The organism is Pseudomonas sp. m6p, assembly GCF_055760375.1.
The window spans coordinates 698,163-724,351 of the sequence record NZ_CM147084.1 but is presented as its reverse complement, the minus strand read 5'-3'; the positions used below and the strand labels follow the sequence as shown (position 1 = coordinate 724,351).

Below are 26,189 nucleotides of genomic sequence, written 5' to 3'. Positions count from 1 at the left end.
ATTCTCCTGTATTTTTGTTGTTATATTTTAGGAATATTTTCAATCAAAATATTGTAGACCGCTTGGAGCTTTAGAGTTATTTCTTTAAACTCTTTTTCAATCAAACTCTCATTGTCTGTATCTACTGCCATAGAAATTGTTCTGCTTTTAAAATGGCTGTTCAACTCATTCAAGGCAATCAACAGTTTTCTATGAAAGGTCGTTGCTTCTTGATACACGACACTCATTAATTGAAGATTTTCAAAACACGATACTAACCCTTGTGACACTAAGCTTCTTTTACCAAAAGCCGTATTTTTTGATTCCTTGAATCGTTCCGCTGCTGCTCTATCGACTCTGTAATTTTTTGAGTTTGTATTAATTTCTACAGAGCGGCTTTCATCGATCTTCTTGTTTAGCTTTTTGCGGTGCTGGTTCAATGCTCTATTTTTCTTCACCTCATGAAATTTCAAAACAGCATTAATATTTTCCGCCCTGTATAACTCCAAAGCTTGAGCATAATCTTTGTTGGTGACGGCCAAATCCAAAACCTCAACCGTCTTATTACTACGTTCGATAATTTTATAAAAAGCTTCTGATATTTTTCTTAGGGCTAACTCAATTCGTGCCCTTCTCTGCTCTGAAATTTTGTTGCTGCTGTCTTTTATGAAAGCCTCAAGTTGTGCGAAATTAGACCTAGAATTGAGCATGATTTTCTCAATGGCTGTAGTCGTAATTCTTTTCTCTCTCCTGCATTTTGCTAGGTCAATCGGCTGACCGGAAATGGCGTGAGCTATCAGGGTATTGTCTGATACCTCTAGGCTTTCTGAGAGCACTTTGAAAGCTCTTAACTCAGGCCCGGTAAACGTTACCTTCAAGCTCGTATGCTTTGACTCTGGCGCTTTCACTGGGGCTTCCGTTGCTACTTCTTTACTGAGTAGATCCATACGTGTGGAAAGGTTGAACAGAGGTTCGTCCTCGACCTTCTGCGCTTCTGTATGCAAGGCCGCTGGAGCTGGTTTTAGGCTGTGTATCTGTGAGCCTTGAGAAAGATTGGTGTCTGTCATTTAAACTCCTTCTGGGGTGGCTACAGAGCTTCCTTTGAGCTTCGCAATCACTTCATCAAAGGTGTAACCCAAAGCTTTTAGGTTTTTCAAAAACTCTTGTTCTTCTTCTTTGTCCGTTAGGTTCTTAAGCTCTGCTCTGAGCTTCTTCAATTTGTTGCTGACAACAACGCTTTCTTCTTTTCTAAGCTTCAAGATTTGCGCACCACTCAGTTCTGGATATTTGCGAATATCCACGTTTGGTTCAGCTAAGGATTTTCTTTCTGACTCTAGCTTTTCAATCTCATTTTTTAAATCTCTTAATGACTTCATAATCAACTCCTTTAGTTTTTAGTTTTATAAAATTAACCAGCAATATTATTGTGCTTGATTAATTTAAAATTACTATATCTAAAAAATAAGTCAAATAGATAACTTATGAAATCAAAATACAAATATGAGGAATCTAAACTAACAACACAAACAGCGGAGCTTTTGCCGCCTACTGGTGCGTAAGCACGCATAGGCGTATATCTGGCATATAAAGCTTTCTTATTTATTCAAGATAATATGAGGCCGTCAGAATTGCGTGCTTCTGCACCATTTTTGGCTTGCGTGCTTCTGCACAATGGTGTTTTTAGATAGGTGCGTGCTTCTGCACAACGTCTTTTTAAGGGGGTTGCGTGCTTACGCACTTGGGCGTTTTTATGGTGCTGCGTGCTTCCGCACAACGTCCTTTTTTTGCATTTGCGTGCTTGCGCACTTTTGGGTTTTTCACACCAAATAATCTTTAAATAAAGTGAAATACCAACCCTGAGATTGAAAGCTTTTTCTTTTCTGGTTTTTATTTGTTTGGGTTATTTGATTTAATGCTTTTTATATGATTATAATATTTATACTAACAAATTTATAAATCATGTCTCCACTAAACAAACTTCTAAATGACTTACAGACTTTAACGCCAAAAAAGGTTTTCAAATGGAGCGTTGATAGATTGTTTGTCTGTCTACTTGAATCAATCCGATATGGCATAGCAGTAATAATATTTTTCCACTTCTTTATGAAGGGGTCAGACTGGTTTTTAACACTCATGCTCTGTGTCATGTACGTTTGTATTACCTACATGGCGCAAATATTTGTGAAAGGCTTACTCAAGAGAAAAACAATAAATGTTCCTACAGAAAATAAAGCCTCAATAGCAGATAGCGAAGAAGAAATTCAATACAAGAAGAACCTTGTGGAAATAGAAATTCTCGAAAAGGAATTGAAGCAAGAAATTGCCAATAATATAAGAATCAAACGCCTAGCAAAAAAGGGAGTGTTGAATAATGACACTCTATAAATTTCTATCAGCATTTGTATTTGTTCTAGCAGTATCTTCAAGCTCAACAATAGCAGCGCAAAGTAAATCTGATGTGCCTTGTGGTGTCCAAGAAGTTGAAATTGGGGGAGTTAAAAAACAGGTAACTAGCGATAAGTTCGGTATGTGTGCTGAGAACGTCATTAGCACAATGAGAAACGAATCTGTAAATGAAAAGGACATAGATCCTAAGCTCTACAATGCTTTCAGTGAAGGTGGGACAAGAATGAGCAACAGCACTAAAAATGCTGACACTCTGAAAGCTTCTTTAGATGCAATCACTTACATAATTGCAATTATCTGTTTTGTATTATTTGTCATTTGTTTCGTAGGATATTTTGTTGACAATAGAAATGGTGGAGACGCAAATGGTCAAAGAATTTGGAGAAGTGCGAAGGGAGCAATATCAGCTTGCATAGGTTTTGCTTTGTCCTTCTCGCTCACTAACACAAACCTGAACTATTTGGCAATGAGCTACTTCGGTGCATTGGCAACATACACAGCCAACAAGATAGATTATGAAGCTGATTTAGCGGCCATAAATAAAGATCCGCTACAGAAATTTTCAAGCATTAAAAACATTAATAACAGCAACAATCTTACTGCTATAGCCATGCAAGATATAATCACCACAAGATATGTGGACTCTTTGGCGTTTGGTTCTTTTAGCAAAGATTATGCTAGCAAAAGTTACACCTCAATATTTGAAAATGAGCTGACTTTTCAAGACTTCATTTCCCGAATAACTTCGTGCAACGTTATCAAGCCAAATTACATTTTGACAAATGATAATTCCGTTTACAAATTTGTCTTTGGTGGACTTACGCAAAACACTAGTATTAAGTTTTCGCATGTAACAAAATGCAGTGGCGAAAAATATATGTATAGGGACAATGTATACGGATACACTGATTCTTCACTTGGTGAAATAAATTTCCCAACGCTTGAGCCAGAATCCAAATACTTCACAAGCAAAAACTATACGGAGAATCAATCCACAATTGAAAATTATATAGAAACAAAAACAAAATACTCTCCACAATTTTCTAATAATGCTGTTAACGCCTTTAGGGGTAGCAACGTTTATTCTGAAATAACTAAAAAGGTAAATGATGGCGTTGCAATTGATATTGCAAGTCTTAGAAACGAATCCATAATGAGATCAATGTATGCACAGTGTAAGAAATCTTCCTTGGACGAAATTAAGTCCCTTTCTAAAACCCTCAACAAAAGCAAAGCTGCTATTTATTATCAGGTGATGATGGAATGTAGAGACGCACATTATGGAAAGAACAAGGATGGAATAAATAGCACTACCGAGCTTTATAAGTCAGCGCTAAAACAAGCTGCTAATATTATTAAGCAATACTGCCCACTGAAAGAAAATGGTCAAAGAATTGCCTCACAAGTAAACTCTATTTCTTCAACGCCTTTCACTGATGAAAGTGGAAAGATGTCAACACTAAATGTTGAATGTTTTAGCTTTGAAAAGAACGGATTAGTGTTCAATGGCGCTACTACTCCCAGAGATATAGTAGAAGCTCAGAAAATAGTTTTAACAGAAAATAATTTAGTGGCTTCTTACCTCGATCATGTTGAGCTTGGTTTAGCTTTGGAGCTTCATGATTACTATATGCAGAATGAAACAGATTTAACGGTTGATGACAAAGCTAAATATGGCCCAGTGATGAGGCTCACTAGGCTTCTAATCACTGATAGTAACAATGCAAGTGATATGTATGATTCTGCTGCTGACATTTCACCATCTGTAGTCAGCAAACACCCATGGAATTCACCTAGCAATTATTTAAATTGGAACGTTGTTTCTGAGAAAAATAACCCTGCGCAAGAGGCTTTAGCTGCTGTATCTTTACAAAATTACAGATTAGGCAAACATTTGAATAATGGAGGTTCCACCATCTCAGGTGTAGAAACACCTTTACAAGATTTTAAGAGTGACGAAAATGAAATTGACCCAAATGTCATTATCAAATATATAGAAACAGCTTTGACTTCTGGAAGCACCACTAGTACCAATATGATGAAGGGTATGAATGGTTCAGAAAACATAATCAGAAGACTTTCAGAATGCTCTGTTTTAAGAAACAAACTTTGCTTTAATGGAAGCAACACATTCGTTATGACCTTTAGAGGCAATACAGAAAGCATTAGCTTTTCAATTCAAATGTTCGTAGGTCTTTATGCTATTTCAAAAGTAGGTGATCTGGTCGATGGCGTTGCCGATGGTGCTAGTCAAATGATCGGTGGTGTTTTAGGTGACATATTCAACAATGTAATAAAATTCGGCGGCAAAATGGCTAAGGTTGTCTTCACAATCTGCGGCCTTTTATCAGAAGTTTATTACTATATGTTATTGGCACAAGCATTGTTAGCAGGATTTATAATTTACGTGATAATAGAATCAATACTACTATTCGTGAATTTCCTGATCTGGATTTATTTCAGCTTTATACGATTATCAATTGCTTACGTGATTGGTGCTTTTAAGAAAGACAATACAGGCCATGAAATGTTTGCAAGAAGTGGTTTATTAATAACCTACTCTGCATGTTTCGCAGCCGCCTTCCCAAACCTTTTCATGTCATTATATACAATCGTAGACGCAATTCTATGGGCTGCTTTATGCGACATATTCTTAATGGTAAAATCGAAAATGAATGCTGTGCTTGGTTTATTGTTTGGTCAAACCATTTATATATTGATTCCGCTTCAAAGCTCCTTAACGATAATAATTATTTTGAAAATGTTGAAAGGTATTGACGCTTCAATCAGATATATCATATCGCCTCAAGAAGCTCAGTATACACACCACGATACTATGTCCACTGCTGCTGCTGCCGCTACTGGTGCATACGTTAGGGATGAAGCTGCTAAAAAAGTTAAGGATTTAAAATCTAAAATTGAACAGTACAAAAGAAGGTGATCTAGAACCATAAAAAGAAAGCTGCTTAGCGGCTTTTTTCTCGTCTTTCAATTTGCATTATATTCTTTTAGCATTATAATAATTAAATATAACAACAAAAACAATATGACTAGATTCTACAAACTCTTTCTCTTGATTGCTTTGACTATTGGCATAGCAAATATCTCATTTGCAGAAGAAAAAACTACCAACTCAACATATTGTGCAGACTGGATACAGCAATTTTCTGAAATCAAGAATGGTTCCAGATCTTTTGTTGAACACAGCGCTGCAAAAAGCTGTAGGGCCGAAATTTTCTCTGATTCATTGGACGCAAAAATTCTAAGTATATTTGCGCAGACAAAGTTTATATATTTGGTTTACGATCTTTACTATTTAAACGAGAAACAGTTCCAGATAAAACCAGATGACAATATAGAATCAATTAGTAATGGCCCCATCAAAACTCTTTCTACATTTTGGACATCTGTTGATATTTTTGTTTTTTTCTTTGCTGCCTGTATGTTCATTATAAATTTCTATGCTGAGTACAATAAAAAAGTAAACGATAAAAGCGGTAGAGATTTTCAGTGGATCACAATGCCCAAGACTGCTGTAAGCTTTGTGGTGCTTTTATTATGCTTACCAATACCCGGACTTGATATTTCTGTTTATCGCGGCGTGTTGGTCACGTTATCAATGTTTGCAATGCTACATGAGCAAGCCATAACGCTGATGCTTCTACCCAACCTATTTGCAACGTTCACCTCTGATAATATTGACAAAATAAATCCAGTAGTTAGAAATAATGCGTTAACGATTATTGAGCAAAATATAGTAAACAATTATTTATTAGGAAAAAAATGTGAGCTTACCAACAGAAATAATCTGATCTTCACTCTTAGTGAAACGGAAAGACAGCGCCTTATTGCATCTTCATCCCAAACGGTTCTGGACTATTTCAATGTACCTTCACAGACAAATTTAGCTGGTAGAGGTGGCAGAGCGTATGACGGAATTTCTGAAACGTTCAATAAAGCTTATAGTAATTTGACTGATGGTACGTTTTCACTTGATTGTGGTCATATTCCAAATATTAGCGAACAAGCGACTATTGCAATAGCTTCACATGCAAAAGAAGCGAATGAAATAATGTCTGATATTATCGCTTACGATTGCGTTAACAACAAAGAAAGCAACGTAAACACTGTAGCCAATCTTAGATCATGTCTAGATATAAAGAATGGAACTGTTGCGTCTGATGGACGATATTCAAAGCTGTTAACAGAAGCATTGGATTTCAATAGCATAAGAGCTAAGAAAGATAAATTAATTATCGCAATATTTAATGATTTGTATTCTCTACGAAAAATTGAAATTGCCAAATCAGACACTCAGACTGCTAAAGAAATGATCAACGTTGTCAAGACGCTATCTGGTGCAGCCTTACCATTCTCAATAACTGTAGCTACTCTTAAAAGCCCTTCGTACATGGATTTCTTAGCATATTTTGAGCAATACACAGTTGTTTACAATCAGCAAGAGCGTGATGATTCAAATAAAGAACTTTTTGAGCAAGGGCAAACCAATAGCGAAAGTTTTTACATTGCTAAAAATGACGTAGCCTTAAATCAATTAATCAACACTCCAATTTACACAAAAAATAATTCCTTAGCTGTTTTCATAAATCCGAAAAATGGCGAATGCTTCAAAAGCGTTTTAAATTGCAGAAACACCAATATGGCTGATTTAGGAAATATGCAGAACGTCGCATTCAGTCATTTAAACGTTGCGAATAATATAAAATGGGGAATGATGGCTGCTACATTAGTGAGTCCTCACGTTAAAGCCATTTGGATGAATGTCTCCCCATTTTGGAATTTCGTAATATTCGCTATAGTCTTGATTGTCTTCATCACGATTTTTCTACACAACCTTATATTTTTTGGTAAAAAACTTGCTCACATGTTGAAGCTATTTAAAACTTTCCTTGTTGGCGATGCACATTTATGCAACCTGCTTGTCACTAGTCGCTTTGATGATGAAGGTTTATCTCAAACAAGAAACGCTGCGGATGGAATAAAACATGATTTAACTACGCTCGCTTTGGAGCGTGCTGTTTACACGATAGCTTGGTGTATAGCTCTCTTATGCAGTTGGTTATTTGCTCACACTATGTACGAAACTATTTCTTTCACTGTAGAACAAAATATTGAAGGCACTTTATTTTTAAATGTAGACGACCTTTTAAAAATTGGTGCTATTGCTGTGTCTTGGACTTTGAGTTCTTTCATATTGGTTGTTGCCCCGGAATTCTTTACAAACATTTTCTTCTTGAAAATCATGAGAACTAATAGGGACGAAACAGAAGATAGAGCAGTTCAAGAAAATACAATGGGCTGGTACAGTAAATTTAAATATTGGACAAAACCATACTTCTAAAATTTATTTAAAAACATCTCTTGCATCTTATTATAGTGATGCTAATATATAATTATAAATATTGCGGAGCCTTTAGAAATGGAGAATTGTAAAGCAGTTTTTTGGTTAACGATTCTGCTTCTATCGTTTTTGATAGGAGCCGCATGTATTGCCTATCCAATGCATTGGATGAACATAGATTTTGATAATTATAAGTTCGTAAGTATTCCCCTGTTCATCATTGCAAGTAGTGCAGCTTATGTAACCATAAATAATACCCTTCTAGCTATCTATACACACACTGGATTGTTTGAAGCATACTTTGAAGACGATAATTGAAAAAGGAGTTTAAAATGAGCAAACACGTATTAAAGTTAATAATTGCAATTTCAGCTTTCACCAGCTTTAGTGCCTTTGCAGCAAAACCACCAGCGTTGGAGGTTTACAAGACAAACCCAGAACTGATTGGTTTCTACGTTGGAGACATTAAAGGTAAGGAAATTTCTTTTTATGTAAGCCCGGAAAATGTGGCGCTAGGTATGTATTCCATTACCGCATACAATATTGAAAAATCTGGTGAGGCATACACCATGCAATATACTACGGCTGGTAATGCTCCTGAACTCGTTGATGAAAATGGTAATTGTGAGAATGAATTTAGTACACCCTATAAAAACTATTGTTTCTTTACTGTTATTATCAAGCCAATAGGGAAAGACAAACTTTCAATTGCACAAATAAATGAAGAACCTGTGATTTTCACAAAAACCACTTTAGATTCTAATATTACAGCGAATACCAGATGATAATTTTGAGAAATTATGAATCAGCCCACCTAACCGTGGGCCTTTTTACGCCCTTTAAAAACTTCTGGTGTGCATGAATGCACTTGGTTAGTTCTATTCTTTCAGCGTTTAGCGACACACTATTACCACATTTCCCCTTTCTGCAAAGCAAAACCTGTAAACGCCAGTCTTATATTTCAAACAGAACAAAGCTTTACCAATCCCTACCAGAATTGCTTTTTGTCCCCAATGTCCCCAATGTCTCCAATGTCTCCAATGTGGTATAGCATTATAATAAATTTTGCGGAGCCTTATTTACATATAAAAAATAAATGGTAATCTATCCCTATGGATTGACAATTCATAAAACCAAAAAGGAGATTTACCAATGTTAAAATTATTAAAATACTTTCCAAAAGATTTCATCGTTGTTTTTGCATTCATCACAGCTTTCAATGCGTACTATCATACGTCTATGGATTTCTTGATGAATCTTGTTTTGAATCTGTTCATCTTTCTTGTTATTGGCTGCGGTATTGCAGCCGTAAGGAGAGATAAAAATCCATTGGGATATGAGGTTCTTTTCTACCTAATGGCAATAATTGCAGCGGCTGGAGCGAATTATTTCTACGTGCCTATCAGCGAACTCAATAAAGCTACTTTAGCGTTGGTGTCTGTCGTTGCTGCTATCCCGCTAGCTATTGGTTTGGTCAGCATCTTTCTACGTGGTGCAGGTGCCAAAATAGACCGAAACCTACAGAGCAATAAGCGTCGTCAAAACGTCTTCGGAATCCTTCTGTTTGTTGCTGCTTTGATTTGCTTGGGGACGTTCATAGCTATCACCAGATAAAGCCCTCCCCTCTCTACAGACCCGCCTAGTGCGGGTTTTGTCGTTTTGTCGGCCAGCCTTGCCTGTTCCTGCGTGTTCTGCACATACTGTACGCCCATACAGTACAACGTAGTCACCGCTATGAACCGCATGAAGCCCCCATTCCGCACGTCTGAGCCAGCCCCGGCTGTGCCTAACCACTGCAAGACAACTGGCTTTAGCTCCCCGGCTGATGACTACTACATGAATCCCCTGAGCCTCGATGACCTTGCCAACGTGGGTAGTCCTTCTGTGTTCTTCATGCGTGCTGCTGACTACCGCCTAGAGGGTCATGGCGTACACACTAATGACGTTTTAATCGTAGACAAAGCCATAAATCCAAAAAGTGGATCTTTAATCGTCGCTGTTATTGACGCTGATTTTAAAGTCATGAAATACGAAATAGACAAAAATGGATTTGGTTTTTTTAGAAGCCCGGTTGAATCGGAAAAGCCAATCTATGAAGAAGAATCAGATAATCATTCAGAAAAACAAATCTGGGGCGTGATTACGCACAACCTCCACCAGCAAATATTTTAATATGCAAAAAGTATTTGGTCTTATCGACTCAGATAGTTTTTACGCTAGCTGTGAAACGATCTTTAATCCCAAGCTTGCGGGAAAACCTGTAGTAGTTTTGTCTAATTCGGATGGTTGTGTTGTTGCTCGAAACAAAGAAGCAAAAGCACTCCAGATCAAAATGGGCGTGCCCTTCTTTGAGATTCGGCATTTAATCCTGAAAGCTGGCTTGATTCCTTGTTCTAGCAATTACTCTCTGTATCAAGACATCTCTAATAGAATCGTCCAGATAATCGCTAGGAATGTACCGTTTCATGAAGTTTATTCAATTGATGAAAGTTTTGTTGACCTAAGCGGAATCAAAGACGTAGAGAATGTCTGTAGACGTATCCAGCAAGAAATTTTAAAACATGTGGGCATGAATGTTGGTATCGGTGTTGGCCCAAATAAAACTTTAGCAAAGATAAACAACTGGGCGTCGAAGAAGTGGAAGCCAAAAACCGGGGGTGTTGTTGTCATTTTGGAGCCAGAAAGGCAGAGCAAGCTTCTAGCATATGCAGACGTTGATGAAGTCTGGGGAATCGGTAGAAAAATAAGCGAACGCTTGGGGCACATGAATATCACAAAAGCTATTCATTTAGCTCAATTCGATAAATCTACTTTGCGTAAATCTTTCAACGTGAACGTAGAGCGTACCGCCAGAGAGCTATGTGGTGAGGTCTGCTTTTCATTATCAGAAGGCCCAGAAACCAAGAAATCTATAGTCAGCTCTAAAATGTTCGGCCAGCGGGTCTATGAGCTTGCTGAGCTTCGTCAAGCCGTCGCTACCTATACCGCTCGCGCCTGCTCAAAACTGAGGCGTGAACAGCAGCTAGCGGGCTGTATTCAGGTGTTTATTCAGTCGAGTCGCTACGATGACAATCCTTACGCCCAGACTGCCGTTCTGCACCTTGAAGCCCCTACCGATGACACTCGAAATTTCATAGAAGCGGCTCAGAATGGTCTGACTAGAATCTTTCGCACCGGCTTTGCATATTCCAAAGCTGGCGTGCAGTTGACTCATTTTGTAGACAAAGCTGGGTACATGCCCGATCTGTTTACAAAGCCTGAGCGTCGTAATGCAGATCGGCTTATGGGATTGATTGATTACGTGAACTCACGTAATGGCAAAGGCACGTTAAGATTTGGGACTGAACCAGTTAACCCTGTATGGGATTCAAAACGAGATTATCTCAGTAAATGTTTTACAACCGACTGGAACGATTTAATCAAAGTAAAGACTGGCTAATCCGCCATTTTGAAATTTTCCATTATTTTATATGTTTTTATTTTTTATGGATCACTCTTGACAAATAAATTTGATATAGTAATTTTAGAAGTGTAGGTTGTCTTTGTTTAGTCACTAGCTTCAACCTATGTTTTTATATTTTGGTAATATTTCATGTTATTGTTGTTAGTTGGAAAAGCCCGCCCAGTGCGGGTTTTTTCATGCCTAAAATTTAATTTCCAAATTGATTTGTAAGATCAAACGCTTCTGGTGGCATAAATGCCATTGGTGGGGTTTTGTTGTGAATAACACAATTGGCCTTTTCAGCCCTTCTTTTTATTTGGTAATGCAATTTATCGAACGAACATAGATGAACGTCTAAAAACGCTAAATTCAGCTTCGATTTTCCACAACTAGCTCTTAAAAAAGATCTTTGCCCTTCCAAAGCGAAGCTTCCAGAGGCTTTTGATTTGGTTTTAATGCTTTAAGATTTTCGCTGCTCAGTATGATGTGATTTTCAAAAAAATCACTTTATTCATCTTTATATTTGTTTAGTTTTAGATCTTATTTGTTAGGACTCACCCTATATATATACTACGTATATATATAAAAACTTGTTCGGTGTAGAAAGTTTCCCGAGATTTTTAGTTTCGGTGTAGAAAGTTTCCCGAAAAAATGTGTTTCGGTGTAGAAAGTTTCCCGAGATTTTAACTGAAAATATTTTCAACCCTCTCTTGAAAAATATTTTAAATGGGTTACGATTTTATTAGTTATATAGGAAAAGGAATAGAATGATTAGAAATGACGAAACTAAAATAAAAGAATTTGGATTTGCTAGCAGATACAGCACAGACAGTAATTTCATTTTGACTAAGGAAATGGCAGAACTACCCTTTTTTTCTGGTCATCACGATGACAACATAACAACTAAAGTCGTATCTAAGCATCTGAACATTGAAAAATATGAATTGACCGGCGCAAAGCTGAACAAAGATGATTTTATACTGTTTTTAGCGATAATAAAGATTTTTGACCGTGCTTCTTATGTTGAAAACACTGAAATAATGGAGCGCGAAATATTTTTCTCTGAAATATTTGAAATGATGCAAGTTCCAAAAGAACAGAGAAACAAGCTTGCTAGAAAACAGCAAGTAAAAAATTCTTTAATTAGAATAAGGACATTAAGAAACACTGTAACGATAAAAGGAAAATCAGAGGTCGATTTTTCTGTTCTTCCTGAATATTCTTTTGACCTATCGAAAAATACAGAATCATTCACCATTAGAATATTTTCTAAATTTATTACTTATTTCAGAGAATCAACTGAAACATATCTGTGCCATGCAAATATAAAACTAACTACTGAGCTTTCAGTAGACGCACTAAAATTTTATCTCTATTTGACTGCCAACAAGAATCATCATTTTCTACACAGAGAAGCTATAGATAATATCTTTGAATTTAAGCGTACAGAGCTACAAGAGGTCGAAGATAGAACAGAAGAAGTAGTTGTGTTCCAGACTCCAGAAAAAGAGGCTAATAGGACGTTAAATAGAGTTATGAATGAGTTGAAGTCAAAGAATGTTTTGGAACATTATGAACTCATAAAAACCAAACGAATAACATCACAATTAAAATTCTTTGCAAAAAAATAACCAGCTAATGCTGGTTTTATTTTAAGAAGAAAACTGTATCTTCTTTTGCGACTTTGAATTTTTGCTTACGTAGCTTCTTACCTTTTTTATTAAAATAATTCGTAAGCTTTTTTGTTACCTCTGGATCTGCTCCAAAGTCTATCTGACCATTTTCCTCTATTTCTTCCAGCTTTTTACTTAGAACAGGTTCTGGCTCACAACAGATATTTACTTCAATATCTATACCATTTTTAGTTTTGAACTCGATGTCTTTTTCGCGTTTGTGTTCCCAATCAATTTTTCCGCCTTTTCCTAATTGTTCAAGAAGGTCTTCAAGAGTTTTTTCATTTTGATTTTCTTTGAATATCCCGTCATCTTCATTGCTGAAATAACCGGTTTGGTCTTCGACTAATTCAATTCCTTCCATGGCCCATTCACAAAACAAATCTATATTTTCGCTGGTTATTCCGTCTTCCTTTCGGGAATCTGGATATCTAGCAAAGAATTCATCAAGCGTTGTTTCAAATAGGTCTTTATTTTTTTCATTATTCATAAAATATTTTTAATTGTTAGTTCTATAGATATATCACCCCTCAAATAAAAATCAAATCTCGACAGTCTGTGAGGCTCTACAGGGCTTTCTGTCGTGTTGCAGTAGCAAACGCACACGCTAGGCTAGAAACGCTCACAGAAGCTCTCACAAACCCTCCCAATGCGGAGCATTCCCAGAAGCTGTTGACGTGTTGAGTGTTGTGGGGATTTTGGGGACAAAGTGCCCCGGTGGGGACAAGAGGGGACAATGGGGACAATGGGGACGTAGTACCCATTAGGGGACACAGTAGGAGCTGGGTATGAAAAAATGTAGGCAAAAAAAAGAGCTTCTGGGTTCTTTTCAGACTAAGAAACAGTCCAGAAAGTTGGTCCAGAAACTCTTTTTTACGACCCCTGTAAGTTGTTGATTTACAAGGGTTTCCGACGAATGGCGGAGAGATAGGGATTCGAACCCTAGGTACCGGTGAAGGTACAACGGATTTCGAATCCGTCCCATTCGGCCACTCTGGCATCTCTCCAACGGCGCGCATCATAACAACACTTCTGCCGAAAGCAAACCCTCTTTCGAAAATTTTCTCCGTGCTATCAGATGCTTGCGTCGATTAAAGCGGTACACCCAGACGATTGGCGACTTCTTCGTAAGCTTCGATGACGTCACCGAGGCCCTGGCGGAAGCGGTCTTTGTCCATCTTCTTCTTGGTGTCCTTGTCCCAGAGACGGCAGCCGTCCGGGCTGAACTCGTCGCCCAGGACGATCGAGCCGTCGCTGAACACGCCGAATTCAAGTTTGAAGTCCACCAGCAAGAGGCCTGCGTCGTCGAACAGTTTGCTCAGGACTTCGTTGACCTTGAGCGACAGTTCTTTCATGCGCGCCAGTTGCTCGGCGGTGCCCCAGCCGAATGCCACGACGTGGGATTCGTTGATGAACGGGTCGCCCTTGGCGTCGTCCTTCAGAAACAGTTCGAAGGTGTAAGGATTGAGCTTCATGCCCTCTTCGACACCCAGACGTTTTACCAGGCTGCCGGCGGCGTAGTTACGCACGACGCACTCGACGGGAATCATGTCCAGCTTCTTCACCAGGCACTCATTGTCGCCCAGCAGTTTGTCGAATTGGGTCGGGATGCCGGCCGCTTCGAGTTTCTGCATGATGAAAGCGTTGAACTTGTTGTTCACCATGCCTTTGCGGTCGAGCTGCTCGATGCGCTTGCCGTCGAACGCCGAGGTGTCGTTGCGAAACAGCAGGATCAAGCGGTCAGCGTCATCGGTCTTGTAAACCGATTTGGCTTTGCCGCGGTAGAGTTCTTCACGTTTTTCCATGATGGGCTCCGCTTGCTAAGTAGATGGGCTAGGCGATATGGCGCCAGTCGAGCCCTGAATCTTGATCGGCCAGTTGCAGCCAGTCCGGGTCGCACCCGAGGGTGTCGACGAAACATTGCCGGGCCAGCTGCGGCAGGTTGTTCTTGCTGCTCAGGTGGGCGAGAACCAGATGCTGCAAGCCCTGCCACCCCAACTCGGCCACCAGGAATGCCGCCTGATGGTTGTTCAAATGTCCCAGCTCGCCGCCCACCCGCTGCTTGAGAAAGTACGGGTAATGACCACGTGCCAGCATGTCGCGACAATGGTTGGACTCGATCATCAATGCATCGAGATCCCGATAGCCGTCCAGCACCCGCTCGCAGTAGGAACCCAGGTCGGTCAGCAGGCCGAAGCGCCGCTGCTCGTTGTCACTGAATACATACTGAGTCGGCTCTTGCGCATCATGGGCCACGGCAATGACCCCGATGTTCAGTGCGCCGATCTGCAACTGCTCGCCGCCGGCCAGAAAGCCTGCGGGTTCGATCGGTTTGCGCATCCCGCGCAGTGTGCCGCGACTGAGGTAGACCGGCAAATTGTAGCGCCGAGACAGCAAACCCACGCCATGCACGTGGTCGGCATGTTCGTGGGTTACGAGTATCGCGCTCAATTGCGCCGGGTTCACACCCAGGCGCAACAGGCGTTTTTCGGTTTCCCGCAGGGAAAAACCACAATCCACCAGCACATACGTATCAGCGCTGGCGATCAGCGTGCCGTTCCCTTGGCTACCGCTGCCGAGAACGGCAAAGCGCATGTGATCAGCCCAGGTTGTCCTGAATCACGCTCAACACTTTGCGGGCCACATCGGCCGGCGCAACGGTGTTGATGTTCTTCTCGACGGTTACCTGAACGTTTTCACCGACCTTGCTCAGGCGAACCTGATAACGCTCGGCGCGGGCTTCAACTTCCTCTTTGGTCGGCGCACTGCCGAACAGGCTGCTGAAGAAACCAGGCTTCTCGTCTTTCTTCTCGGCTTTTTCGGCCAGGTTGATGTAGTACAGGCCCAGGCTGCGGTTGATGTCTTCAACGCGCCACTGACCTTGCTCCAGCGCACGACCGACGCTCGACCAGGCACGATCCAGATCCGGACCGACGTTCAACACTGGGTTGCCGCTACCGTCTTCGCTGAGGCTGACACGGCTTGGGGTATCGAAATCACGCGAAGCCAGCATCGACACCGAACCACCCTTTTCGGAGGTCCGGCTCATGCTCGCCAGCATGTCGTCGACCAGCGCAGCGTCCAGGCCAGTGTTGACCGAACGGTTGGTGAAATCGACGTCAGCGGTGCTGCCGGCAGGACGCTCGGCGCTGACCACGTAGATTTCACTGGTGTTGCGCTGCACGCCCGGCTCGATGCGCACCCGCACGCGGGTTTCGCTGTCGGCGCCGACACCCGCTGCGCTCAGGCGCTTGGCCATGGCGGCGGACAGCTCGTCAGAATGCTGCCAGGTGGTGGTGAATTCACCGGTTTGCGGACGCTGTTCATCCAGACGGAAACCGTTGTCCTGGAAAAACTGCACCGCCACTGGCCAGACTTCGGCCGGTGGGTGCTGGGCCACGACCCAACGCGAGTCACCGCTCTTCTGCAGCGAGTAGTCGGTTGCATCGGCAATCGCGGTCAGCGGTTGTGGACGCGGCACCACGTATTCGCCTTTGGCAGTGTCATCGGCCACGTTGCGCGGGATCGGCAACAGCGGGTCGAGGCGCTTGGAGGTGCTGACATTCGGTGGCAATTGCATCGGTGCAGTCTGTTGCGCTTCCAGGTAATCGCTACCACGGTCACGGAAATAACCTTCCGGGCCCCAGACCCATCCGCAGCCACTGGTGCTGGAGATAATCAAGGCAAGTGCGGAAAGTCCGGCCATTCGCTTCATGCGTTGTACTTCCTCAATTAAACCAGGACGCTGCACTGGCGCAGGGCCGTGCGAAGCGTTTCATGACAAGGAGCGCTCAGCCAGGTCAGCGGCAGGCGGATGCCTTCGTGCATCAAGCCCATTTCAACCAGAGCCCACTTCACCGGAATCGGGTTGGCTTCGATGAACAGGTCCTTGTGCAACGGCATCAGTTTTTCATTGATTGCCCGTGCGGTATCGGCGTCGCCTTTCAACGCGGCCTCGCACAGGTCAGCCATTTCGCGCGGGGCGACGTTCGCTGTTACGGATATGTTGCCTTTGCCACCCAGCAGGATCAGCTCGACCGCGGTCGGATCATCGCCGGACAGCACGATGAAGTCCTTGCTCACGCCGTCGATGATGGCTTTGGCGCGTTTCAGGTCGCCGGTGGCTTCCTTGATGCCGATGATGTTCGGCACGGTGGACAGGCGAATCACCGTCTCGGCCTGCATGTCGCAGGAGGTGCGGCCGGGAACGTTGTAGAGAATCTGTGGAATGTCGACGGCTTCGGCAATGTGCTTGAAGTGCTGGTACAGGCCTTCCTGGGTCGGCTTGTTGTAGTACGGCACGACCAGCAGGCAGGCGTCGGCGCCGGCTTCCTTGGCGTTGCGGGTCAGCTCGACGGCTTCGCGGGTCGAATTCGCACCGGTACCGGCGATCACCGGGATGCGGCCTGCGACCTGTTTGACCACGGCTTTGATGACGGCGATGTGTTCTTCTACATCAAGGGTTGCCGACTCGCCGGTAGTACCGACCGCGACAATGGCATGGGTGCCGTTCTTGAGATGGAAGTCCACGAGTTTGCTGAGGCTGTCCCAGTCAAGACGCCCTTGTGCATCCATGGGAGTGACCAGTGCCACCATACTGCCCGCAATCATGAAACCGCTCCTGCCGGAAAAAGAGAGCGGTAATGGTACTGGCGCCAAGATGCTTGCACAAGCGAAGTACTGCGCCGCCATTCCCCTTGGCGTCGGTTTTCGCTACCCTTCAGACTTTGATCGGTACAGATCAGCTTGTAAGCCGGGTTCCAGCCTCCCCTTTCGGCCTCCCAGGCCCCGTTCCAGTGTCGCAGCTGTACGTTCCGCCTTTATTGGAGCGAATCGCGAGCCAGGGTCCGGGGCTTTCTGAACGGGCACGCGCAGACGCATCCCGACGGCCAACGCCCATCGACCTACCGACCGCTCATCGCTTTAGGAATGCTGCATGTCCACCCCCACAGTTCGCGAACAATTCCTTGTCATCAGTGCCCTTGGCGCCAACCCCATGGAGCTGACTAACGTCCTGTGCCGCGCCAGCCATGAAAATCGCTGCGCCGTCGTCACTTCCCGCCTGACCCGCCACGGCGAGTGCAGTGCCCTGGTACTGGAAATTTCCGGTAGCTGGGACGCCTTGGCCCGCCTCGAAGGCAGCCTGCCAACCCTGGCCAAGCGCCACGCCTTCACCGTCAACGTGGTACGCAGTGCGGCGCTGGAAAATCGCCCGCAGGCGCTGCCTTATGTAGCTTATGTCAGCTCGGCGTATCGCCCGGACATCATCAATGAGCTGTGCCAGTTCTTCATGGACCACAACGTCGAGCTGGAAAACCTGACCTGCGATACCTATCAGGCCCCGCAGACCGGCGGCACCATGCTCAACGCCACCTTTACCGTGACTCTGCCGGCCGGCACCCAGATCAGCTGGCTGCGCGACCAGTTCCTGGATTTCGCCGACGCGATGAACCTGGATGCCCTCATCGAGCCTTGGCGCCCACAAAACCCAATGTAAGGAAGCTTTCATGGCCGTTGTCATCGACCAACCCGTTGCGGATTTCGAAGCACCTGCCACCAGCGGGCAGACCATCAGTCTGTCTGCCTTGAAGGGCAAGCAAGTGGTGATCTACTTCTATCCGAAGGACAGCACCCCGGGCTGCACCACCGAAGGCCAGGGTTTTCGTGACCAGTACGCGGCGTTTCAGGCTGCCAACACGGAAATCTTCGGGATTTCCCGCGACAGCCTGAAGTCCCACGAGAACTTCAAGTGCAAGCAGGAATTTCCGTTCGAGCTGATCAGCGACAAGGACGAAGCCGTCTGCCAGCTGTTCGACGTGATCAAGCTGAAGAAGCTGTACGGCAAGGAATACCTGGGCGTCGATCGCAGCACATTCCTGATCGACAAGGACGGTGTGCTGCGTCAGGAATGGCGCGGCGTGAAAGTGCCGGGGCATGTGGATGCGGTGCTGGCTGCGGCTCAGGCGCTGAATAAAGCCTGAAGATCAAAAGATCAAAAGATCGCAGCCTGCGGCAGCTCCTACATTGGAATGTGTTTCCCTGTAAGAGCTGCCGCAGGCTGCGATCTTTTTGCTTTTATAGTAACGGAGCCACCACAGGCTCCTTGCGCGGCCAGGCATCCAGCACTGCCTTGAACAGCGTCGCCAGCGGAATCGCAAAGAACACGCCCCAGAAGCCCCACAACCCGCCAAACAACAGCACCGCGCAGATGATGGCCACCGGGTGCAGGTTGACCGCCTCGGAAAACAGCAAAGGCACCAGCACGTTGCCATCCAGCGTCTGAATGATTCCGTAGACCGCCATCAGATAAATGAACTGATCGCTCCAGCCCCATTGGAATAGCGCGATCAGCAGCACCGGTACGGTCACCACCACCGCACCGACGTACGGCACGACCACCGACACCCCGACCAGCAACGCCAGCAGCGCCGCATAGTTGAGGCCGAGGGCGACGAAGGCGATGTAGGTCACGCCGCCGCAGATCACGATTTCGATGACCTTGCCACGAATGTAATTGGCAATCTGCCGGTTCATTTCCTGCGCGACCCGGGTAATCAGCGCCCGCTCGCGAGGCAGATAGCCGCGCACCCACTCGCCGATCATGGCCCGATCCTTGAGAAAGAAAAACACCAGGATCGGCACCAGCACCAGATAGATCATGATGTTGACCAGCAGGGGCAGGCTCGACAGCGAGAAGGTCAGCGCCCACTGCCCGAATTTGCCGATTTCGCCACGCGCGGCTTCGATGGCTTGCAGCACCTGCTCGTCAGAAACCAGATGCGGATAGCGCTCGGGCAGCAACAGCAGCAGCGACTGCCACTTGGCGAGCATGCCCGGCAGCTCGTTGAACAAGGTGATCAACTGATGCCAGAGCAGCGGCAACACCACCACGATAAACACCAGCAACACGCCCATGAACAGCGCAAACACCAGGCCCACCGCCGCCGCACCAGGCACGCGCATACGCTCAAGAGCAAGCACCAGCCCCTGCATCAGGTACGCCAGCACCATCCCCGCCAGTACCGGCGCGAGCATGCCACCGAGCGTGAGCACTGCGGTGAAGGCGAGAAACAGCAGCACTGCCAGCACCACCGCTTCTTCGTCGGAAAAGTAGCGCTGAATCCAGTCGCGTAACACTTTGAACATCAATAATCCCTGGGTCTTTTACGCGGTGGGTTTCAGGCTTTCTTCAACCAGTAACGGTAAACGCCTGCTTCGTCTTCTTCGCGCAGCAGCGTATGACCGGCCAAACGGGCAAAGGTGCGGAAGTCACGCTGCGAGCCCGCGTCCGTGGCGATCACCTTGAGTACGGCGCCGCTGGGCAGCTTGTTGAGTTCCATTTTGGCCTTGAGCAACGGCAACGGGCAATTCAGGCCACTGGCGTCCAGTTCACAATCATGGGCTACAGCGTCAGTCATTGCGTCACTCCGGTTCAGATGGTCGAGCGGCCTAGAATATCTGGTCGCGGGCCCGGTGTCCGGCTACAGTAAGGTCTTTGTCTTCTAAGGCTTTGTGCATGACATTTCTGCGCCCTACCCTGTTGACGCTCGCTTGCCTGCTCGCCTCACCGGGCTTTGCCGACGATCTGCCGTCACTTGGCGACGCCAGTTCTGCCATTGTCTCACCGCAACAGGAATATCAGCTGGGCCGCGCCTGGCTGGCTATGTTGCGCAGTCAGGTTGCACAACTCAACGATCCGCAACTCAAGGACTACGTCGAGTCCAGCGTCTACAAGCTGGTGGAAACCAGCCAGGTAACTGACCGCCGCCTCGAATTTATCCTGATCAACAGCCCGCAGCTCAACGCCTTCGCGGCGCCAGGTGGCGTGGTCGGGGTCAACGGCGGGCTGTTCCTCAATGCGCAGACCGAAGGCGAATATGCCTCGGTACTGGCTCACGAACTGGCTCACTTGTCGCAACGTCACTTTGCTCGTGGCGTCGAAGCTTCGCAACGGATGCAGGTACCGATGATGGCGGCGCTGCTGGCTGGCATCGTGATTGCCGCTGCCGGTGGTGGTGATGCCGGGATCGCGACCATTGCCGGCAGTCAAGCAGCAGCCATTCAATCGCAACGTACCTTCTCGCGCCAGAACGAACAGGAAGCCGACCGTATTGGCATCCTCAACCTGGAAAAGGCCGGATACGACCCGCGCTCGATGCCGACCATGTTCGAACGTCTGATGCGCCAATACCGCTTCGACGCCAAGCCGCCGGAATTTCTGCTGACTCACCCGGTGACCGAATCGCGTATCGCCGACACCCGTAACCGCGCAGAACAGGCGCCAGCGGGCGGCATCGAAGACAGCATGCGCTATCAGCTGATCCGCGCCCGCGTACAGCTGATCTACGAAGAAACCCCGGGGCTGGGCGCCAAGCGCTTCCGCGCACAACTGGATGAGAACCCGAAGAATGACGTGGCGCGCTATGGCCTGGCAATCGCCCAGATCAAGGGTGGTCAGCTCAATGAAGCGCGGGAGAACCTCAAGCAATTGCTGGCCAAGTCGCCTAACGAGATCATCTACAACCTCGCGCAGATCGACCTGGACATCACCAACAACCGCCTGCCGGATGCGCAAACCCGAGTGGACCGGATGCTCACGCAATATCCGGGCAACTACCCGTTGAATCAGGTTCGTGTCGATCTGTTGCTGAAACAGAATCGCACCGCTGACGCGGAAAAAGCCCTCGACAGCTTGCTCAAATCTCGTCCGAACGATCCGGACGTGTGGTATCAGGTCGCTGAAACTCGTGGCCTGTCCGGCAATATCATCGGTCTGCATCAGGCTCGCGCCGAATACTTTGCGCTGGTGGGGGACTATCGTCAGGCGATCCAGCAGCTCGATTTTGCCAAACGCAAGGCGGGCAGCAACTTCCCGCTGTCCTCGCGGATCGATGCGCGCCAGCGCGAGCTGATGGAGCAGGAACGCATGATCAAGGACATGATGGGCTGAGTTCTCATCAGCGACATAAAAATTTCAGGCATAAAAAAACCGCCTCTTTCGAGGCGGTTTTTTATTTCACCGCAACCGGGTTATTCAGCCAGTTTGAAGGTGATGAAGCTCGCGCGACCTTGACGCAGTACGCGCATCGACACCGAACGATTCTTCGGCAGTGCCTTGGCGATCTCGGTGAACTCCTTGGTGGAGCCGATGGCCTGGTTGTTCAGGTGAGTGATCACGTCACCCGGCTGCAGACCGATCAGGGCCGCAGGACCGTCCTGAACCTCCTTGATCACTACCCCGCCTTTGAGGTCGTAGGTTTTCTTCTGCTCGGCGGTCAACTCGACCACCGAAACACCGAGGCGATTGCTGCTGCTTTCCGCGCCGGATTTCGGCAGCGCTGCCAGCTCTTTGTCCTCGTCCGGAATCGCGCCGACAGTCAGCTCGACATTCTTGCGCTTGCCGTCACGAATCACTTCAAGGTTGGCTTTGGCGCCCGCTTTCAGCGCACCGACCAGATGTGGCAAGTCAGCGGACATGACGATCGGCTGACCGTTCATGCTCAGGATCACGTCACCCACTTGCAGGCCACCCTTGGCTGCCGGACCGTCATCCTGAATCTGCGCAACCAGCGCACCGGCCGGCTTATCAAGACCGAACGACTCGGCCAGATCCTTGTTCACTTCCTGGATGACCACACCCAGCCAGCCACGGCTGACCTTGCCACCGCTTTTCAACTGATTGGAAACGTCCATCGCCACATCGATCGGAATGGCGAACGACACACCCATGAAGCCACCGGACCGGGTGTAGATCTGCGAGTTGATCCCGACCACTTCACCGTTCAGGTTGAACAGCGGGCCACCGGAGTTACCCGGGTTGATGGGGACGTCGGTCTGAATGAACGGCACGTAGTTTTCGTTCGGCAGGCTACGGCCGACGGCACTGACAATGCCTTGGGTCACGGTGTGGTCAAAGCCGAACGGCGACCCGATCGCCACCACCCACTGACCGGCTTTCAGGTCCTGGGACTTGCCGAGTTTGAGCACCGGCAGATCCTTGCCATCGATTTTCAGCAGGGCCACGTCGGAGCGCGGATCGGTGCCGATCAGCTTGGCTTTCATTTCACTGCGATCTGCAAGACGCACGAGGATTTCGTCGGCATCGGCAATCACATGGTTGTTGGTCAGGATGTAGCCATCCGAAGAAATGATGAAGCCCGAACCCAGCGATTGTGCTTCACGCTGACGGTCGCCGCGCGGCGAACGCTGCTGAGGCGGCATGCCGCGCTCGAAGAACTCGCGCAACATCGGCGGCAAGCCTTCCAGGTCAGGCATCTGCTGATTCACCTTGCGGTCCGGCAGTTTCTGCGTGGTACTGATGTTCACCACTGCAGGCGAGGCCTGTTCAACCAGTTGGGTGAAATCCGGCAGGTCGGCCGCCTGGACAGCGGGGACAGCCTGACCCAGCACCAGCACGGTGGCGAAAATGGAGAGATAAGACTTCAAGCTAAGTATCGACATACAGCTCCCGTTACGACGAGCAGGGTTAAGCGATATGGAGCAAGGAACACCGGGAACCGCGGGCCGGTATTTTTGTTCCGGGAACAACAGACAAGGCCAGAGCCGTGAGGCTCTGACCTATAAAAAACTTTCGGGTGATTTGCAAATGAAAATGCTGAGCAAACATTTCATCTACGTCTCGACGAAGAGGTGGAAATGACTGAAATCAGCTCACTGCTTGCTGGTTGCAGTGCCATCGTTGCGCATCGACAAAGCAATGCGTTCAGCTGTGCCGATTGGAATTTCTCCGACCACCGTGACCATCATCTCACCCTCGGGCGTGGTGAGGCGGCGAGAAACGGCAACAGTCGGCCCCAACTGCGTGCGGGTATCGGTCACTGTTGCACCGTTCAACGGCTCAAGAAATACCGAAAAACGCGCCAGACCGTCGTCATACATCAGGCTGTTGACCTGAGTCTTGGTTTCCGGATCTTTGTGCGAGGTGCTGCTGGTTAGCACGAAACCCGGAGGGAGCCAGTCGGAATGCCAGACCTGAGCCGTCTTCACGGCAGAGGCCTTGTCACTATCAATAGTAACGGCCTTGCACTCGGTGCCAGCTTGCAGATCTTTATCCGACGGAACATCAGCGGTATCGAGGCTGGTGAACTGGAAACGCTCGAGCAACTGCCCCTTGTCATTGAGCAGTAATGACTTAAGCGGCAGAGCGGTCTGTTTGTCCAGATGAAGCTCGAAACCATAGCGATGCTGGTCTCGCGGCGTCAGCGATACGATAACCGCATCACGCCCGGCCACGCGCGACTTGCCGATGACGGCAAGCTCATACCAATTTTTTAGCTTTTGGGGATCAAACGCACGAGCGGTCGAGTTGGAAGAGTCTCCCAACCCCGCAATCAGAGTGCCACTGACACATTGAGTATGCCCATCAATGCGCACCACTTCCTGCGCCGAGCCGTCCAGTTGAACAAGACGCTCGCGAACCTGACCGTTCTGGACACGATGCCAGATGTTATGGGTAGAAAAACTACCGTTACGCTCGTAAACGAAGGTGCCTTGAAAGCTTTGCTGCTGTTCGGCCTGGCCCAGACGGTTCAACCAGTCCTGGGCCTCATCAGCGTGGGCTGGAACAACGAACCAGCCACTGAGCAGAAGCGAAAGTAAAGGTATGGCGCGCATGATCCTCCTTAACGGTTTTCCATGCTTGCTGCACGCGCATAAGGCAAGGCGCTTTCAGTACCTTTCAGCGCAGCCTGCTGGGCATGCTGGCGGAGATAACCTGGCAGACGCTGATCATGCCAGCCTGGCTGACCTTGCAGAACGCCATTGGCCATCGGACCGGTGGTTTCCGAGCTTTCCTTATAGCCTGCCAGCACTGCCGGGCCTTTGGCTTGTGGCGCTACCAGCGAAGGCTGATTGGACTGCTGAGCCAACTCGACACCCGCGATTTCGTCCTGGTTGTACAGACGAACACCGGCCAGTACGGCAACGGTCACCGAAGCGGCAACGGCCAGACGACCGAGGTTACGCCATGGACCACGGGATACTTTGGCTGGAGCCGTTTCGTCTTCCAGCGCAGCAGAGACTGCCGCAGCGATGTCCAGACGCGGAAGCAGCAGGTCCTTGTGCATGGCTGCCCGGGCGATCTGGTAACGAGCCCAGGTCTCACGGGTTTCAACATCGTCCAGTGCATTGATCACTCGACGCAATTCCAGTTCGTCCGCTTCGTTATCCATCACTGCGGACAGCGATTCCTGCAGGGCTTCACGACTCATGGCGTTCCTCTCTTGGCTGTCGCCGCTGTCTCAGTTTTCCTGCAACAACGGCTGCAGGGCTTTATCGATGGCCTCCCGAGCGCGGAAAATCCGGGAGCGCACGGTACCCACCGGACACTGCATGACGCTCGCAATGTCCTCGTAACTCAGACCATCGAATTCACGTAAAGTTAACGCCGTACGCAAATCCTCTGGCAGTTGCTGAATGGTTCGATGGACGGTGCCTTCGATCTCATCCCGCAGCAACGCGCGTTCCGGTGATTCGAGATCCTTGAGGCCATGATCGCCATCGTAGAACTCTGCGTCTTCAGAACTTACATCGCTATCCGGCGGCCGGCGGCCGCGTGAAACCAGATAGTTTTTTGCCGTGTTGATGGCAATGCGGTAAAGCCACGTATAGAACGCGCTGTCTCCGCGAAAGTTTCCTAATGCTCGGTACGCCTTGATAAAGGCTTCCTGAGCGACATCCTGGGCTTCATGGGTGTCGTGCACGAAACGCACGATCAACCCGAGAATTTTGTGCTGATATTTCAGCACCAGCAGATCGAAAGCTCGCTTGTCGCCACGCTGAACGCGCTCGACCAGCTGCTGATCCTCTTCCTGGGTTAGCATGAACACTCCTCGATAAGCATGGAGGAGGCTTGCATAACTAAACGACCAGACTTGCAAACATAGACTCGGGCTTTTCGCAAAAGTTCTCCCCCTCCAGGCAAGTTTCCTGCGGGCTCTGATTTGGCACGCACGAAAAACGCAGCGCGGGATAAACCGGCTGCGCGAATAATCTTGTCATCGGTTCGCCGGCAAAAACCCAATCGCAGGTTCTGCATTGAAGCCGACACTGTCCCGTGTTTCTGGCAACTGTCTATTGATCTTGGGCCTCTGGCAAAAGTTCCAATTATTTATAGCCATGCTGGCGCGACATTGAACGACCGTGCGCTGAAAAAGCCTGTTTCATCCTCGATACAGTCGCCTTTTCCCAAAACGACCGAAAAAAACGTCCGACGAAACGTCAGGCTTTTGTCGTCACAGTAGTTTCACAATGCCATACAAGCCCGGCTATTGTGCCGCTCCACCCCTCTATATACTAGTGGGCTGTG

At 47.1% G+C, this 26,189-nt stretch carries 24 protein-coding genes and 1 tRNA gene; 11 read left to right on the top strand and 14 right to left on the bottom strand.

All coding sequences use genetic code 11. From position 1 onward, the window contains the following. Positions 1-20 precede the first annotated feature (20 nt). Both ACYZUM_RS03390 and ACYZUM_RS03385 read right to left on the bottom strand, forming a co-directional pair. Positions 21-1,046, bottom strand: a complete 1,026-nt coding sequence (locus ACYZUM_RS03390; protein WP_473061246.1) for a hypothetical protein — start codon at positions 1,044-1,046, stop codon at positions 21-23. Next, complete coding sequence (locus ACYZUM_RS03385) at positions 1,047-1,355, bottom strand: hypothetical protein (protein WP_473061245.1); 309 nt, start codon at positions 1,353-1,355, stop codon at positions 1,047-1,049. Positions 1,356-2,160: 805 nt separating this feature from the next. Here ACYZUM_RS03385 and ACYZUM_RS03380 point away from each other — a divergent pair. The 8 genes from ACYZUM_RS03380 to ACYZUM_RS03345 all read left to right on the top strand — a co-directional run bounded on the left by ACYZUM_RS03380 (position 2,161) and on the right by ACYZUM_RS03345 (position 12,820). After that, a complete protein-coding gene (locus tag ACYZUM_RS03380; RefSeq protein ID WP_473061244.1) occupies positions 2,161-2,364 on the top strand; it encodes a hypothetical protein in 204 nt (67 codons plus the stop codon). Further along, complete coding sequence (locus ACYZUM_RS03375; protein ID WP_473061243.1) at positions 2,351-5,326, top strand: hypothetical protein; 2,976 nt, start codon at positions 2,351-2,353, stop codon at positions 5,324-5,326. Before ACYZUM_RS03380 ends, ACYZUM_RS03375 begins: the two co-directional genes overlap by 14 nt. 105 nt (positions 5,327-5,431) lie before the next feature. Further along, the gene (locus ACYZUM_RS03370; protein WP_473061242.1) at positions 5,432-7,747 is read left to right on the top strand and encodes a hypothetical protein; all 2,316 of its coding nucleotides are present in this window, start codon (positions 5,432-5,434) and stop codon (positions 7,745-7,747) included. 332 nt (positions 7,748-8,079) lie between these two features. Continuing rightward, positions 8,080-8,532, top strand: coding sequence for a hypothetical protein (locus tag ACYZUM_RS03365; RefSeq protein WP_473061241.1), 453 nt, complete (start codon positions 8,080-8,082; stop codon positions 8,530-8,532). Between the two features lie 367 nt (positions 8,533-8,899). Next, positions 8,900-9,361 carry a hypothetical protein gene (locus tag ACYZUM_RS03360; RefSeq protein ID WP_473061240.1) on the top strand — a complete coding sequence of 154 codons (462 nt, stop codon included), beginning with the start codon at positions 8,900-8,902 and terminating at the stop codon, positions 9,359-9,361. A gap of 120 nt (positions 9,362-9,481) precedes the next feature. Next, the gene (locus ACYZUM_RS03355; protein WP_473061239.1) at positions 9,482-9,919 is read left to right on the top strand and encodes a LexA family protein; all 438 of its coding nucleotides are present in this window, start codon (positions 9,482-9,484) and stop codon (positions 9,917-9,919) included. 1 nt (position 9,920) lies between these two features. Continuing rightward, positions 9,921-11,186 (top strand): Y-family DNA polymerase, encoded by a 1,266-nt coding sequence (locus ACYZUM_RS03350; RefSeq protein ID WP_473061238.1) that lies wholly within the window; start codon positions 9,921-9,923, stop codon positions 11,184-11,186. 770 nt (positions 11,187-11,956) lie between these two features. Continuing rightward, positions 11,957-12,820, top strand: a complete 864-nt coding sequence (locus tag ACYZUM_RS03345; RefSeq protein WP_473061237.1) for a hypothetical protein — start codon at positions 11,957-11,959, stop codon at positions 12,818-12,820. 16 nt (positions 12,821-12,836) lie between these two features. Here the strand turns inward: ACYZUM_RS03345 and ACYZUM_RS03340 are convergent, their stop codons facing one another. The 6 genes from ACYZUM_RS03340 to dapA all read right to left on the bottom strand — a co-directional run bounded on the left by ACYZUM_RS03340 (position 12,837) and on the right by dapA (position 17,473). Further along, positions 12,837-13,352, bottom strand: a complete 516-nt coding sequence (locus ACYZUM_RS03340; RefSeq protein ID WP_473061236.1) for a hypothetical protein — start codon at positions 13,350-13,352, stop codon at positions 12,837-12,839. 427 nt (positions 13,353-13,779) lie between these two features. Beyond that, a tRNA-Ser gene (locus ACYZUM_RS03335) sits at positions 13,780-13,869 on the bottom strand. 84 nt (positions 13,870-13,953) lie between these two features. Further along, complete coding sequence (purC, locus tag ACYZUM_RS03330) at positions 13,954-14,667, bottom strand: phosphoribosylaminoimidazolesuccinocarboxamide synthase (protein ID WP_007963288.1); 714 nt, start codon at positions 14,665-14,667, stop codon at positions 13,954-13,956. 28 nt (positions 14,668-14,695) lie between these two features. After that, entirely contained in the window at positions 14,696-15,457 is a 762-nt protein-coding gene (locus ACYZUM_RS03325; protein WP_102354439.1) for an MBL fold metallo-hydrolase, read from the bottom strand. 4 nt (positions 15,458-15,461) lie between these two features. Next, positions 15,462-16,577 carry an outer membrane protein assembly factor BamC gene (gene bamC, locus ACYZUM_RS03320; RefSeq protein WP_041070366.1) on the bottom strand — a complete coding sequence of 372 codons (1,116 nt, stop codon included), beginning with the start codon at positions 16,575-16,577 and terminating at the stop codon, positions 15,462-15,464. Between the two features lie 17 nt (positions 16,578-16,594). Continuing rightward, on the bottom strand, positions 16,595-17,473 hold the full coding sequence (dapA, locus tag ACYZUM_RS03315) for a 4-hydroxy-tetrahydrodipicolinate synthase (protein ID WP_047292292.1): 879 nt from the start codon (positions 17,471-17,473) through the stop codon (positions 16,595-16,597). A gap of 325 nt (positions 17,474-17,798) precedes the next feature. Between dapA and ACYZUM_RS03310 the strand changes: the two genes are divergently transcribed. Continuing rightward, positions 17,799-18,359 carry a glycine cleavage system transcriptional repressor gene (locus ACYZUM_RS03310; protein WP_007963284.1) on the top strand — a complete coding sequence of 187 codons (561 nt, stop codon included), beginning with the start codon at positions 17,799-17,801 and terminating at the stop codon, positions 18,357-18,359. Positions 18,360-18,369: 10 nt separating this feature from the next. Continuing rightward, entirely contained in the window at positions 18,370-18,843 is a 474-nt protein-coding gene (locus tag ACYZUM_RS03305; RefSeq protein ID WP_108181946.1) for a peroxiredoxin, read from the top strand. A gap of 94 nt (positions 18,844-18,937) precedes the next feature. Here ACYZUM_RS03305 and ACYZUM_RS03300 read toward each other — a convergent pair whose 3' ends face one another. Continuing rightward, positions 18,938-20,008 (bottom strand): AI-2E family transporter, encoded by a 1,071-nt coding sequence (locus ACYZUM_RS03300; RefSeq protein ID WP_027614463.1) that lies wholly within the window; start codon positions 20,006-20,008, stop codon positions 18,938-18,940. A gap of 32 nt (positions 20,009-20,040) precedes the next feature. Beyond that, a complete protein-coding gene (locus ACYZUM_RS03295; protein WP_007963279.1) occupies positions 20,041-20,280 on the bottom strand; it encodes a sulfurtransferase TusA family protein in 240 nt (79 codons plus the stop codon). 98 nt (positions 20,281-20,378) lie between these two features. Between ACYZUM_RS03295 and ACYZUM_RS03290 the strand changes: the two genes are divergently transcribed. Next, entirely contained in the window at positions 20,379-21,812 is a 1,434-nt protein-coding gene (locus tag ACYZUM_RS03290; protein ID WP_041070373.1) for a M48 family metalloprotease, read from the top strand. Between the two features lie 80 nt (positions 21,813-21,892). Here ACYZUM_RS03290 and ACYZUM_RS03285 read toward each other — a convergent pair whose 3' ends face one another. The 4 genes from ACYZUM_RS03285 to rpoE all read right to left on the bottom strand — a co-directional run bounded on the left by ACYZUM_RS03285 (position 21,893) and on the right by rpoE (position 25,704). Continuing rightward, the gene (locus ACYZUM_RS03285; protein ID WP_047598084.1) at positions 21,893-23,323 is read right to left on the bottom strand and encodes a DegQ family serine endoprotease; all 1,431 of its coding nucleotides are present in this window, start codon (positions 23,321-23,323) and stop codon (positions 21,893-21,895) included. Between the two features lie 210 nt (positions 23,324-23,533). Continuing rightward, positions 23,534-24,496, bottom strand: a complete 963-nt coding sequence (locus ACYZUM_RS03280; RefSeq protein ID WP_108181945.1) for a MucB/RseB C-terminal domain-containing protein — start codon at positions 24,494-24,496, stop codon at positions 23,534-23,536. An 8-nt stretch (positions 24,497-24,504) separates the two neighbouring features. Beyond that, a complete protein-coding gene (locus ACYZUM_RS03275) occupies positions 24,505-25,092 on the bottom strand; it encodes a sigma-E factor negative regulatory protein (RefSeq protein WP_041070379.1) in 588 nt (195 codons plus the stop codon). 30 nt (positions 25,093-25,122) lie between these two features. After that, positions 25,123-25,704, bottom strand: coding sequence for an RNA polymerase sigma factor RpoE/AlgU (gene rpoE / locus ACYZUM_RS03270; RefSeq protein ID WP_003172477.1), 582 nt, complete (start codon positions 25,702-25,704; stop codon positions 25,123-25,125). Between the last annotated feature and the right edge of the window lie 485 nt (positions 25,705-26,189).

What these genes read in the sequence shown, in the direction of transcription:
- ACYZUM_RS03385 (WP_473061245.1), bottom strand. Translation starts at nt 1,355, where the DNA reads ATGAAGTCATTAAGAGATTTAAAAAATGAGATTGAAAAGCTAGAGTCA.
- ACYZUM_RS03305 (WP_108181946.1), top strand. Translation starts at nt 18,370, where the DNA reads ATGGCCGTTGTCATCGACCAACCCGTTGCGGATTTCGAAGCACCTGCC.
- ACYZUM_RS03310 (WP_007963284.1), top strand. Translation starts at nt 17,799, where the DNA reads ATGTCCACCCCCACAGTTCGCGAACAATTCCTTGTCATCAGTGCCCTT.
- ACYZUM_RS03340 (WP_473061236.1), bottom strand. Translation starts at nt 13,352, where the DNA reads ATGAATAATGAAAAAAATAAAGACCTATTTGAAACAACGCTTGATGAA.
- ACYZUM_RS03275 (WP_041070379.1), bottom strand. Translation starts at nt 25,092, where the DNA reads ATGAGTCGTGAAGCCCTGCAGGAATCGCTGTCCGCAGTGATGGATAAC.
- ACYZUM_RS03370 (WP_473061242.1), top strand. Translation starts at nt 5,432, where the DNA reads ATGACTAGATTCTACAAACTCTTTCTCTTGATTGCTTTGACTATTGGC.
- ACYZUM_RS03375 (WP_473061243.1), top strand. Translation starts at nt 2,351, where the DNA reads ATGACACTCTATAAATTTCTATCAGCATTTGTATTTGTTCTAGCAGTA.
- rpoE (WP_003172477.1), bottom strand. Translation starts at nt 25,704, where the DNA reads ATGCTAACCCAGGAAGAGGATCAGCAGCTGGTCGAGCGCGTTCAGCGT.
- bamC (WP_041070366.1), bottom strand. Translation starts at nt 16,577, where the DNA reads ATGAAGCGAATGGCCGGACTTTCCGCACTTGCCTTGATTATCTCCAGC.
- ACYZUM_RS03350 (WP_473061238.1), top strand. Translation starts at nt 9,921, where the DNA reads ATGCAAAAAGTATTTGGTCTTATCGACTCAGATAGTTTTTACGCTAGC.
- purC (WP_007963288.1), bottom strand. Translation starts at nt 14,667, where the DNA reads ATGGAAAAACGTGAAGAACTCTACCGCGGCAAAGCCAAATCGGTTTAC.
- ACYZUM_RS03280 (WP_108181945.1), bottom strand. Translation starts at nt 24,496, where the DNA reads ATGCGCGCCATACCTTTACTTTCGCTTCTGCTCAGTGGCTGGTTCGTT.
- ACYZUM_RS03355 (WP_473061239.1), top strand. Translation starts at nt 9,482, where the DNA reads ATGAACCGCATGAAGCCCCCATTCCGCACGTCTGAGCCAGCCCCGGCT.
- ACYZUM_RS03345 (WP_473061237.1), top strand. Translation starts at nt 11,957, where the DNA reads ATGATTAGAAATGACGAAACTAAAATAAAAGAATTTGGATTTGCTAGC.
- ACYZUM_RS03290 (WP_041070373.1), top strand. Translation starts at nt 20,379, where the DNA reads ATGACATTTCTGCGCCCTACCCTGTTGACGCTCGCTTGCCTGCTCGCC.
- ACYZUM_RS03285 (WP_047598084.1), bottom strand. Translation starts at nt 23,323, where the DNA reads ATGTCGATACTTAGCTTGAAGTCTTATCTCTCCATTTTCGCCACCGTG.
- ACYZUM_RS03360 (WP_473061240.1), top strand. Translation starts at nt 8,900, where the DNA reads ATGTTAAAATTATTAAAATACTTTCCAAAAGATTTCATCGTTGTTTTT.
- ACYZUM_RS03390 (WP_473061246.1), bottom strand. Translation starts at nt 1,046, where the DNA reads ATGACAGACACCAATCTTTCTCAAGGCTCACAGATACACAGCCTAAAA.
- ACYZUM_RS03365 (WP_473061241.1), top strand. Translation starts at nt 8,080, where the DNA reads ATGAGCAAACACGTATTAAAGTTAATAATTGCAATTTCAGCTTTCACC.
- ACYZUM_RS03295 (WP_007963279.1), bottom strand. Translation starts at nt 20,280, where the DNA reads ATGACTGACGCTGTAGCCCATGATTGTGAACTGGACGCCAGTGGCCTG.
- ACYZUM_RS03325 (WP_102354439.1), bottom strand. Translation starts at nt 15,457, where the DNA reads ATGCGCTTTGCCGTTCTCGGCAGCGGTAGCCAAGGGAACGGCACGCTG.
- ACYZUM_RS03300 (WP_027614463.1), bottom strand. Translation starts at nt 20,008, where the DNA reads ATGTTCAAAGTGTTACGCGACTGGATTCAGCGCTACTTTTCCGACGAA.
- dapA (WP_047292292.1), bottom strand. Translation starts at nt 17,473, where the DNA reads ATGATTGCGGGCAGTATGGTGGCACTGGTCACTCCCATGGATGCACAA.